This window comes from Actinomycetospora sp. (assembly GCF_055612215.1).
Genome location: NZ_JBVPVA010001011.1, coordinates 1 through 10766 on the forward strand (window position 1 = coordinate 1; position 10766 = coordinate 10766).

Here is a 10766-nt window from a genome sequence, read left to right on the forward strand (position 1 = left end):
GAAGGTCGAACCGGTTCCCGGGCGGCTCCAGACGCCGGCGCTGCCACCGTGATTCGCCGCCACATGCTGCACGATGGCCAACCCGAGCCCGCTCCCCCCGGTCGCGCGGGATCTGGCCGGATCGATCCGGAAGAAGCGCTCGAAGACCCGATGCTGGTGCTCCGGGGCGATGCCGATGCCGCGATCGGTCACCGAGATCTCGACGCCGTCCGTGCCGTCGGCCCCCCGGACCCGCCGGCGCCGCACCGAGACCGACGACCCGCTCGGCGAGTAGGCGACGGCGTTCTCCAGCAGGTTCGCCAGGGCGGTGACCAGCAGCGTCGACTTCCCGGACACCTCGAGCCCGCTCGGCGCGTCGAGGGTGAGGTCGGTACCGGCGGTCTCGGCGGAGACGCGGACGCGGGCGACGGCCCGCGAGATCACGTCGTCGACGTCGACCGGGTCGAGCTCGGGCAGCGGCTCGGCGCCCTGCAGGCGGGAGAGCTCGATGAGCTCGGTGACGAGGGCCCCCATCCGGCGGGACTCGTGGAGGATCTTCGTCGCGAAGCGGGTGACCTCCTCCGGGTCGTCGGCGTCGAGGACCGCCTCGGCGAGCACGCCCATCGCGCCCACCGGCGTCTTGAGCTCGTGGCCGACGTTGGCCACGAAATCGCGCCGCACGGCCTCGAGCCGGACGGCCGCGGAGGTGTCGGACGCCTCCACCACCACGAAGCCGTCCCCGAGCGGCCCGAGCCGCGCGATCACCGACTGCGGCGTCCGGCGGGCCGAGGAGGGCGGGGAGAGATCGATCTCGGCGCTGCGGCCGGTCTCCGACACCTTGGCGGCCGCCTCCGCCACGCGGTTCTCGGGCCGGGCACCGACGACCGCGCCGAGCACCTCGGCGCGGTCGTTGGAGAGGACGACGTCCCCGAAGCGGTTGATGACCGCGAGCCCGGCGTGCGAGCGGCGCACGATCCGGGCGAGCAGTTCGGCCACCGTCGGGCCCGTCGCGACGACCGCCGCCCGCGTCCGGCGCTTCCACCGGGCGACGGAGGCGCCGACGACGAGGCCCACGACCGCCGCGAGCACGGCGGCCAGGACGGTCACGTACGCCGGGACGGCCACGCCGCGATCGTATGGGTGTCACCGCGGATCCCACCCACGTCCGACCGCCGTTGGTGACCGGTCCAACCCCCGGGCGGGTGACTGTTGGCGACCCGTTCAGGTGGTGTTCACCGATGCGGGCCCTACCGGCCCTGGTTCGCCACCGCCGCGATCGCGTCCTGCGCGGCGTCGGGGTCGAGGTAGGTGCCGCCCGGGTTGGTCGGCGTGAGGTCGTCCCCGGCCTCGGTGAGGTCGTAGCGCAACGGGATACCGGTGGGGATGTTGAGGCCCGAGATGGTCTCGTCGTCGACACCGTCGAGGTGCTTGACGACCGCGCGCAGCGAGTTCCCGTGTGCGGCGACGAGCACGGTGCGGCCGGCGCGCAGGTCCGGCACCACGGCCTCCTGCCAGTACGGCAGCAGCCGCTCGAGGACGTCCTTGAGGCACTCCGTGCGGGGCAGGGCGTCGCCCAGGTCGGCGTAGCGCGGGTCGCCGGTCTGGGCGTACTCGTCGTCGGGGTCGATGGGCGGGGGCGGGGTGTCGTAGGAGCGCCGCCAGATCTGGAACTGCTCCTCGCCGTAGGTCTCCATCGTCTGCTTCTTGTCCTTGCCCTGCAGCGCCCCGTAGTGCCGCTCGTTGAGCCGCCAGTCGCGGCGCACCGGGATCCAGTGCCGGTCGCAGGTGTCGAGCGCGATCTGGGCCGTCGCGATGGCCCGCCGCAGCAGCGACGTGTGCAGGACGTCGGGCAGCAGCCCGGCCTCGGTGAGGAGCTCACCGCCCCGGCGGGCCTCCTGCTCGCCGGTGTCGGAGAGGGGCACGTCGACCCACCCGGTGAAGAGGTTCTTCTCGTTCCACTCGCTCTGCCCGTGCCGCAGCAGCACCAGCGTGCCCACAGTCATGGCGCGGAACCCTGCCAGGTCGGGCGCCCGGCCGGGACCCTCGCGGGCCGGCGACGCGCGTGAGATGCGACGGGCCCGGGTAGACGGCCCGCGAACACGTGGCACGCCGGGCGGGCCGGGACATACTGCGCTCGATCCGGGCAGTGACGGACCAGACCCCAGCACGAGGAGCAGCGATGAACGACGACGACATCACGACCTCCGGACACGGGCCCGCCGACGGCGGCGCCGACGGGGGCGCGGACGGCGGAGCCGACGGCGGTGCGGACGGTCGCGCCGGGCACGGCCCGGCCGACGGCGGCGCGTCCGGTGGCGGTGCCGACGGCGGTGCCGATGGCGGTGCGGACGGCGGCGCGGGTCACGGCCCGGCCGACGGCGGCGCGTCGGGCGGCGGCGCCGACGGCGGAGCGGACGGGGGCGCCGACGGCGGTGCCGACGGGTCCGCCGGTCACGGCCCCGCGGACGGTGGCGCCCGTGGCGGCGGCGCTGACGGTGGAGCCGACGGCGGCGCTGACGGTGGAGCTGACGGTGGAGCCGACGGCGGTGCCGGCCACGGTCCGGCCGACGGTGGCGCCCGCGGCGGCGGTTCCGACGGTGGAGCCGACGGCGGCGCCTGAGCGAATGGCGGTTCTCGGACGTTGAGTGTCAGGAAAGTCCCGTTCCTGGCACTCAACGTCCGGAAAGCCCCGTTGATCCGACGGCCCCACCCCACCCTCCGGACGCCAGAGAGACGACCAGCATGACCAGCACCGACCGCCCGTTCCTACGCCGCGCCGTCGCGGGCGACCTCGACGCGTTCGCGCAGGAGGCCTGGGGCCGGCAGGCCGTGCTCTCCCGGCGGGACGACCTCGCGAAGGACCGCGGGACGACGGACGAGCCGGGGTTCGGCGACCTCTTCTCCCTCGACGCGGTCGACGAACTGCTCGCCCACCGCGGGCTGCGCACGCCGTTCCTGCGCATCGCCAAGCAGGGCACGGTCGTCGACTCGAAGCACTTCACCGGCGACGGCGGGGTCGGCGCGGAGGTCTCCGACCAGCTGCGCGACGACCGCGTCGCCGCGCTCTTCGCCGACGGTCACACCGTGGTGCTCCAGGGCGTGCACCGCACCTGGGCGCCGGTCACCGAGCTGGCGAGCGGCCTCAACGCCGACCTCGGCCATCCGGTCCAGGTCAACGCCTACGTCACGCCCGCCTCCTCGACCGGGTTCTCCGCGCACTACGACGTCCACGACGTCTTCGTCCTGCAGATCGCGGGCACCAAGCGCTGGCACGTCCACGCCCCCGTGCACCCCGACCCGCTGCGCACCCAGCCCTGGAACGACCACGCCGCCGCCGTCCGGGCCCGCGCCGCCGAGGAGCCCCTCCTCGACGAGGTTCTGCACCCCGGCGACGCGCTCTACCTGCCGCGGGGCTACCTGCACTCGGCCACCGCCCAGGGCGAGGTCTCCGCGCACCTGACCGTCGGGGTCCACGTCGTCACCCGCCACGCCCTGCTCGAGACCCTGCTCGCGGGCCTGGCCGACGACCCGGAGCTGCGCGGCTCCCTCCCGCTCGGCGTCGACGTCTCCGACCCGGCCGCGCTCGCCCCGCACCTCGAGGTGGTCGCCCGCCGCGCGGCCGAGCACTTCACCGACCGGTCGCACGACGACGCCCGCGCCGCGCACGCCGCGCGCCGGCTCCGGGGCCGCGTGTGGTCGGGGAACCGGCCCGAGTCGCTGCGCCCGCTGCGCCAGGCCGCGGCCGTCCACGCCCTCGGACCGGACTCCGTGGTGCGTCTGCGCCACGGACTGCGTCACCGCGTCCTGCCCCCGGCCGCCGACGGCGCCCCGGTGCGGCTCGAGCTGCCCGACCGGACGCTGGAGCTGCCGGCCGCCGCCGCGACGCCGCTCGCGGCGCTGCTCGACGGGGCGCCGGTCCGCCTCGGCGACGTGCCGGAGGCCGACCCCGGCGACGCGGTCGTCGTCGCGCGGCGTCTCCTCACCGAGGGCGTCCTGGTGACGCCGGACTCGGCCGGCCGGACATCGGCACCCGAGGGTGGCGTTCCGGGCGACCCCGGAGGTACGACGGACACGTGACCGCCTCGGACGCCCTGACCCAGCCCGCCGAGGCGGCCGTGCCGTTCCGCTGCTCGGAGGCGGCCCGCGAGCGCGAGGACCCGCTCTTCGCGTCCGCGCCACCCGCGCGCTGTTGGGTGCTCGTCGAGCACCCCGGGCCGTGGGGAGCGCAGGCCCTCGGCGGAGCGGGGTTCGCCGACGACGTCGTCGACGGGATCGACGCCTTCTGCCGCGCCCACCAGGCCCGGTTCCAGCTCATCCGACGCCCTTCCGCCCGCGGCGTGCCCACCGAGGCGGGCGGCCGGTTCGCGGTCGTCGACTGCCGGCCGGGCCACGAGTCGGTCCGGTGGGGCCGCGTCGACGCGCCCGAGGCGCTGCCCGCCGCCCTGGCCGACCTCGAGCACTCGACGGAGCCCTCCGACGAGCCGGTCTACCTGGTCTGCGCGCACGGGCGCCACGACGCGTGCTGCGCGATGCGCGGCCGGCCCGTCGCGGCGGTGCTCGCCGCCACGCACCCCGACCGCACCTGGGAGACGACGCACACCGGCGGCGACCGGTTCGCCGCGAACCTCGTCCTGTTGCCCCACGGCCTCGTCCTCGGGCGCGTCCCGGCGACGGAGGCCGTCGCCATCGCCGAGCGCTACACGGCCGGCGAGGTCGACCCGCACCTGGTCCGCGGCCGGGCCGGGCTGGCGCCGCCGGTGCAGGGCGCGCAGCACCACGCCCGCCTCGCCCTCGGCGAGCACCGCGTCGAGGCGTTGGCCCCGCTCGACGTCCGGCAGGACCCGGAGGACGCGCACCGCTGGACGGTACGGCTACAGGCCCCCGACGGGACCGGCGAGCTCGAGGTCGTCGTCCGGGAGCGGTGGATCTCCTCACCGACCCCGCTGACGTGCGGCGCGGGGCGGGCGGCGTCGATGCGGACCTACGACCTCGTCGCCCTCGACGGGCCCGGCATCGGCACCGACGCCAGGTCCACCCGGCCGTAGCGACCCGGGCCGACGTCCCACGCGCGCATCAGGCGCCGGTGCAGCGGGCGCTCCACGAACCGCGTGAGGAGCCAGCCCGCGAGCACCCCGGTGAGGATCATGAACCCGGTCTGGAGGGTCGGGCCGACCCCGAGCTGCTGCAGCCGGCGCATGACGACGTAGCCCACGGTCTGGTGGGTGAGGAACACCCCGTAGGAGATGCCGGCCAGCCACGTGATCGCCCGGCGGCCCACCGGCGGGATCCAGCGGTCCCAGTCGGGTCCGAGCGCGGCCCCCGTCATCGCGAGGATCCCGAGGGCGATGAGCCCGACGGCGATCCAGTCGGTGCTCCACCCCGCGGTGGGGTCGAGCACCGAGGTCTGCAGCGCGTGCTCGGCGACCGCCACGAGCTCGATCGCGACGAAGTGCCGGCGCCCCAGTCGCCCGGTGGACACCATCCACACCGCGACCCCGGCGACGAACAGGTGCCACCGGAAGATGCCGGCCCCGTCGGCGAGCATCGCGTAGTACGAGCCGGGCGCGCGCGTGGCGAGGTGGTGCCACTGCAGGGCCGGGACGATCAGCGCCGCCCACATCAGCACCCGCAGCCCGACCCCGCGTCCGAGCCGGCCGCGCCAGATCACCGCGGCGAGACAGAAGGCCATGAGCTGCAGCGGGATCGTCCAGTACGAGCCGTCGACGTAGCCCCAGCGCCCGTCCCAGTGCCAGAGCATCAGCAGGTTGGCGACCAGGTCGCGCTTGCCCGGGAGGTACCAGCCGTCCGGGGCGAGGTAGCGCAGGAAGATCCAGGCGTTCACGGTCGCCACGAAGAACGCCGGCATGAGACGGGCGATCTTGCCCCACCACCAGCGGGCGGTCCCGCCGCGCCGCGCTCCCCCACGACGGACCGTCGCGGCCACGAAGTACGCGGAGAGCACCAGCAGCAGGCTCGCCCCGACCTGGTGCGGGAAGACGAGGTTCTTCGGGATGATGTCGTGGTAGACGAGCGGCCCGATGAACGTCGAGTGGTAGAGGATCACCAGCAGCACGAACACGACCCGCAGGACGTCCCAGGACAGCCGGCGTCCGGAGCCACCCGCGGTCCGCTCCGTGCGCGCGGGCGCCGCCGTGGCGGCCCCGTCCGACGTCAGGACGGGCGCGGCCACGGCCTCGACGGCCTCCGTGGCCTCTGCCGGTCTCGCGAAGTCGGTCACCGCGGCGGACGTTATCAACGCACGGCGACCGTCAACTCACGAGGCGTCGCGCTCCGCGCTCGACGGCCGCTCTGCGGCTGCGTCCGGGCGAGCGGTCCCGCTCGGCCGTTCGGGGGTCGACGGAGCGGCCGGTCCCGGGCTCGCGGTCGTCCCGGGCTGCCCCGGAGCGGACGAGGTGTGGGCGCGGTCGTCCTCCTGCAGGCCCCGCGTCTCCGCCTTGAGGATGCGCATCGACTGGCCGAGCCCGCGGGCCATGTCGGGCAGCTTCCGCGAACCGAACAGCAGGAGCACCACGACGATCACGATCGCCCAGTGCACCGGGCTCAGTGATCCCATCGCACACACACCTTCCGGGCCTCGCGGGGCGACGGCAGCCGCCGTCTCGGGCCCGAGGGTAGCCCCGTCGCGGTGAGCGTACGGCGAAGAGCCGGTGACGCCGCGGCATCTGGCGCGCAATCCGCCGGAAGTGTGTGCTCCGCGAGGTTTGACGAGCATCATGGTGGGGCGACGTAGGGCCTGCATCCGTTCCCCGCGGCTCACCCCGGAAGGGCAATCTCCATGATCATCTTGACCATCCTCGGCTGGATCGTCTTCGGGCTCATCGTCGGGTTCATCGCCCGCGCGCTGGTCCCCGGCAAGGACAACATCGGCATCCTGCCGACGATCGCGCTGGGCATCCTCGGCTCGGTGGTCGGCGGCCTCCTCGGCTCGCTGCTGTTCGCGCCGCACCAGCTCTCGTTCAAGAGCCCGGTCGGCTGGATCGGGTCGATCATCGTCGCGATCATCCTGCTGGTGGTCTACAACCGCGTCACCGGCCGCAAGCGCGTCCGTCGCTGACCCGTCCGCTCGCAGGGTCCCGCCGGGCGCCCCGGAATCCGTGGGCGCCCGGCTCGGTTGTGCACGATCGAAGCGACCGGAAGGCCGGTCGTCCCCGAACACCGAGCCCCCTGGAGGCCAGGATGCCGAGCCGTGACGCGACCACCCACTGGGAAGGCGGACTGCAGGACGGGACGGGGCAGGTGACGCTGGACTCCTCGAACGCCGGGCAGTTCGACGTCTCGTTCCCGACCCGCGCCGAGGACCCGCACGGCCAGACCAGCCCCGAGGAGCTCATCGCCGCGGCGCACTCCTCGTGCCTGGCCATGAACCTCTCGGGCGTGCTCGGCGGCGAGAACCTCCGGGCCTCCTCGATCGACGTGAGCTCCGAGGTCACCCTCTCCCCGGCCAAGGGCGGCGGCTTCGAGATCAGCGGAGTCGCGGTCACGCTGCGCGCCAAGGTCGACGGCGTGGACGAGGCGAAGTTCAAGGAGCTGGCGAAGACCGCCGAGCAGACCTGCCCGGTGTCCAAGGCGCTCGCCGGCACCACGATCACGCTGGACGCGGCCCTCGAGAACTGAGCTCCGCACCTCCGCCTGCACGAGCGGCCGGTTCTTGACCTTCGAGGGTCACGAACCGGCCGTTCGTGCGTTCCGGGCCGGGGCTCGGCCGACCGGGAGACGCCTCACGGCGAGGGTCCAGGTCCGGGCCGTCGGTGTTCTCGCCGCCATGCTGCGGGAGGCATCCCGTAGGCCGCTCGGAATCGTCGGCTGAAGTGCGTGGGATCGGAGAATCCCCACCGGGCGGCGGTGTGGGAGATGGTGGCCGATCCGGCGCCCGGGGACGGGGCCTGCAACTCCCGACGAGCGCCTTCGAGGCGCTCACGCATCACCCATTCCATGAGGGTGGTCTCCCGGTCCGACCACAGATTGTGGAGAGTGCGCACCGAGACGTGGTGGGTCTGCGCGACACGCTCAGGAGACAACCGGGCATCACGCAGGTTCTGGCGCAGGTAGGTCTCGATCCGCGTGGTCAGGGTGTCGTGCAGGGCGTCGCGCCGGCGTGCGTCCCCGGCAGCCGACAAGAGGAGGGCTCGGACGAGCTCGACGGTGGCTTCACCCACGGAGGTGGCGGCCGCGGCGTCGTTCGTGCTCTCGGCGCAGCCGTCGAGCGCCGCGAGGTGGTGGCGGACGAGGTCGTACAACGGGCTGGTGTGCAGGCCGGCCATGGCCCGCCGCCCGACGTCGACGTCCATCCCCAGATCGTCGTAGGAGATGTAGGTGGCAAGGGTGGCCGGACCCGTGTCCGACTCGTAGGTCCCCGTGAGGTCGCAGAGGAGCAGGTTCCCGGCCCGGGTCTCGAGGACGTGGCCGTGCTGGCGGTGCAGGCATCGCCCCTTGAGCTGGACGATCATCGAGACGACCTCGGGCGCCTCCCGGCGCACGTGGCGAGAGGTACGGAGCAGACGCACGGGTCGTCCGTCGTTGCGCAGGGCGTTGACGCGACCGAGCTGCCAGACGTCCATCCGGGTGTTGCGCGACGTCGGCCCCAGCAGGGAGACGTCGGTGGGGACGCTCATCTGCTCGATCACGGCGCGCGTCGCCTCGTCGCGATCGGAGGGAGGGATCGAAGCGGTGTCAAGGATCAGCGTCACGACGGTCCCACGGGTCGAGTGGCAGTTCGTCCGCGGCCGGTGGACCGGTCGCTCACCGATGAGGAGAAGCTAGGCAGCCGGCACGACGTGGACAAGCGGCGGGTGCGGTCGAGCGTGCACACCTCTTGGTCCAGCGTGCACCGATCGGCGGCCGAGGGACTGGTGCCACGTGATTTCGGTGCTGGGAGTGCACGACTGTCGCTGTCGTCTGCCTCGGCGGCGGGCGAGCGCCTAGCGTCGCCGCGGCGCGGCCGTGGCGGTGAGCGGGACCGGAGGCTCCGGGATGTGGTGGGACAGCTCGCGGGTCGTCGCGGAACAGCGGGTCGACGCGATCGCCGCGCTGATCGGCGAGTTGGGGATCGACTGCTCGGTGACGCACGAGCGCAGCACCACGGTGCACGCCCGCCTGCAGGCGGAGAGCCTCGGCGCCGTCGGCACGTTCAGCTACGCCGGCTCCGGGATCCGGATGGTGCAACCCGAGCGGACGGCTCGCGCCGCACCCGAGGTCCTCGCCGTCGCGGTCCAGGGACGCGGCCCGGGCGTGCTGGTCCAGCACGAGCGCCGTCGGTTGCTGCGGCCCGGGGACCTGGTGCTGATCGATCACACGTCGGCCTACGACTACCGCTGGCACGGCGACGGGGGCGCCGATTCGGTGAACATCCCGCTGGACGGTCTCGGGTTGCCGGTCGAGCTGGTCCGCCGAGCCTGTGTCCAGGTCGTCACCGATCCGCTCCGGGCGCTGGTGACCGGACACATCCGGCGTCTCAGCGCCGATGCGGCACGGCTGGCCGGCGACGCGGGGGCGGGCGCACTCGGCGAAGCCACGGTCGAGCTCGTCCGCGCCCTGGTGATGACCGCTGCCTCGGGGCGATCCGACGGCGACGCCACGTCCGGGATGCTGCCGGCCCACGGATCCTGACCAGGAGTCGAGGGAGCCGTCCCGCGGGCTCAACGATCCCCGGCCGCGCCCGCCGGGTTCGCGCGGCGGCACTCACTCGCAAGTGACCCGCTCGCAGCCCGGACCGGCCGAGGACGTCGCGCATCAGTTCGTGGCGGTCCTCGGGTGCCACTGCGTCGGTGTCAAGGACGAGCGCCACCACACCCCCGGAGATCGGTCGACGACGCCTACCGTGCCCGCCCGCCGACCGCGGACGAGCCGGTGCCGGGGTCGGTGCACGCCCAGCCAAGACCTGTGCAGGCTCAGCCATCCCCCGGGCGATCAGATCGGGTCACCCTCGGCCCAGTCACGAGGACCGGGAGGGCGAGGACATGGACGCGGAACTGCTCGAGCACGACCAGGCGCTGGTGGCCGAGGCGAACGCCAGCGGACGTCGGGCGGTGGTGTTCGTGCACGGACTCTGGCTGCTCCCGTCGAGCTGGGACCGCTGGCTGCCCGTGTTCCGTGACGCGGGCTTCGCGCCGATCGCACCGGGCTGGCCCGACGACCCCGGAACCGTGGCCGAGGCGAACGCGGACCCGGACGTGTTCGCCGACAAGAGCATCGGGCAGGTCGTGGACCACTACACGGCCCTGATCCAGGCGCTCGAGCACACGCCCGCCGTGATCGGTCACTCCTTCGGCGGCCTGTTCGCCCACATCCTGGCCGGCCGGGGGCTCTCGGCCGCCACGGTGGCCATCGACGCCGCCCCGTTCCGCGGAGTGCTGCCCCTGCCGATCTCCGCGCTCCGCGCCGGCACCCCCGTCCTGGGTCACCCCGGCACCCGGCACCGTGCGGTGCCGCTGACCTTCGAGCAGTTCCGCTACGCGTTCGCCAACGCCGTCGACGACGACCAGGCCGAGCGACTGTACGAGCAGTTCGCCGTGCCGGCACCCGGCCTGCCGCTGTGGCAGGACGCCGTCGCCAACGTCAACCCCCGCACCGAGGCCTGGGTCGACGTCGACAACCCCGACCGCGGACCCCTTCTGATCATCTCCGGGGAGAAGGACAACACGATCCCCTGGGCGATCTCCCACGCCGCCTACGAGCGGTACAAGAACAACCCGGCGAACACCGAGGTCAGAGGTAGCGCCGGATGAAGGTCAACGCGGTCTCGGCGACCTCACGCCACCCGTCGTCGA

At 73.8% G+C, this 10766-nt stretch carries 12 protein-coding genes; 7 read left to right on the forward strand and 5 right to left on the reverse strand.

Annotated features, from left to right (window positions below; all coding sequences use genetic code 11):
- The coding region (locus tag AC0CYZ_RS27405; RefSeq protein ID WP_472221265.1) for a sensor histidine kinase at positions 1 to 1104 on the reverse strand (1104 nt) is incomplete at its 3' end.
- A gap of 122 nt (positions 1105 to 1226) precedes the next feature.
- The gene (locus tag AC0CYZ_RS27410) at positions 1227 to 1982 is read right to left on the reverse strand and encodes a phosphoglyceromutase (RefSeq protein WP_472221267.1); all 756 of its coding nucleotides are present in this window, start codon (positions 1980 to 1982) and stop codon (positions 1227 to 1229) included.
- 474 nt (positions 1983 to 2456) lie between these two features.
- Here AC0CYZ_RS27410 and AC0CYZ_RS27415 point away from each other — a divergent pair, with 474 nt between their 5' ends.
- The 3 genes from AC0CYZ_RS27415 (at position 2457) to AC0CYZ_RS27425 (ending at position 5024) form a co-directional block, all read left to right on the forward strand.
- Positions 2457 to 2624 carry a hypothetical protein gene (locus AC0CYZ_RS27415; protein ID WP_472221269.1) on the forward strand — a complete coding sequence of 56 codons (168 nt, stop codon included), beginning with the start codon at positions 2457 to 2459 and terminating at the stop codon, positions 2622 to 2624.
- A gap of 97 nt (positions 2625 to 2721) precedes the next feature.
- Positions 2722 to 4056 carry a cupin domain-containing protein gene (locus AC0CYZ_RS27420; protein WP_472221271.1) on the forward strand — a complete coding sequence of 445 codons (1335 nt, stop codon included), beginning with the start codon at positions 2722 to 2724 and terminating at the stop codon, positions 4054 to 4056.
- The gene (locus tag AC0CYZ_RS27425) at positions 4053 to 5024 is read left to right on the forward strand and encodes a sucrase ferredoxin (protein ID WP_472221273.1); all 972 of its coding nucleotides are present in this window, start codon (positions 4053 to 4055) and stop codon (positions 5022 to 5024) included. Before AC0CYZ_RS27420 ends, AC0CYZ_RS27425 begins: the two co-directional genes overlap by 4 nt.
- Here the strand turns inward: AC0CYZ_RS27425 and AC0CYZ_RS27430 are convergent.
- Together AC0CYZ_RS27430 and tatA are read right to left on the reverse strand one after the other, a co-directional pair.
- Entirely contained in the window at positions 4961 to 6217 is a 1257-nt protein-coding gene (locus AC0CYZ_RS27430; RefSeq protein ID WP_472221275.1) for an acyltransferase family protein, read from the reverse strand. The genes AC0CYZ_RS27425 and AC0CYZ_RS27430 overlap by 64 nt on opposite strands.
- 36 nt (positions 6218 to 6253) lie before the next feature.
- Positions 6254 to 6553, reverse strand: a complete 300-nt coding sequence (gene tatA, locus AC0CYZ_RS27435; RefSeq protein ID WP_472221277.1) for a Sec-independent protein translocase subunit TatA — start codon at positions 6551 to 6553, stop codon at positions 6254 to 6256.
- A 225-nt stretch (positions 6554 to 6778) separates the two neighbouring features.
- Here tatA and AC0CYZ_RS27440 point away from each other — a divergent pair, with 225 nt between their 5' ends.
- Together AC0CYZ_RS27440 and AC0CYZ_RS27445 are read left to right on the forward strand one after the other, a co-directional pair.
- Entirely contained in the window at positions 6779 to 7054 is a 276-nt protein-coding gene (locus tag AC0CYZ_RS27440; RefSeq protein ID WP_472221283.1) for a GlsB/YeaQ/YmgE family stress response membrane protein, read from the forward strand.
- A gap of 122 nt (positions 7055 to 7176) precedes the next feature.
- Positions 7177 to 7614, forward strand: coding sequence for an OsmC family peroxiredoxin (locus AC0CYZ_RS27445; RefSeq protein WP_472221279.1), 438 nt, complete (start codon positions 7177 to 7179; stop codon positions 7612 to 7614).
- Positions 7615 to 7718: 104 nt separating this feature from the next.
- Here the strand turns inward: AC0CYZ_RS27445 and AC0CYZ_RS27450 are convergent, their stop codons facing one another.
- The gene (locus AC0CYZ_RS27450) at positions 7719 to 8687 is read right to left on the reverse strand and encodes a helix-turn-helix transcriptional regulator (RefSeq protein ID WP_472221280.1); all 969 of its coding nucleotides are present in this window, start codon (positions 8685 to 8687) and stop codon (positions 7719 to 7721) included.
- Positions 8688 to 8946: 259 nt separating this feature from the next.
- Between AC0CYZ_RS27450 and AC0CYZ_RS27455 the strand changes: the two genes are divergently transcribed.
- A complete protein-coding gene (locus tag AC0CYZ_RS27455) occupies positions 8947 to 9606 on the forward strand; it encodes an AraC-like ligand-binding domain-containing protein (protein ID WP_472221281.1) in 660 nt (219 codons plus the stop codon).
- Positions 9607 to 9956: 350 nt separating this feature from the next.
- Positions 9957 to 10724, forward strand: a complete 768-nt coding sequence (locus AC0CYZ_RS27460; RefSeq protein WP_472221282.1) for an alpha/beta fold hydrolase — start codon at positions 9957 to 9959, stop codon at positions 10722 to 10724.
- The last annotated feature ends 42 nt before the right edge of the window (positions 10725 to 10766 follow it).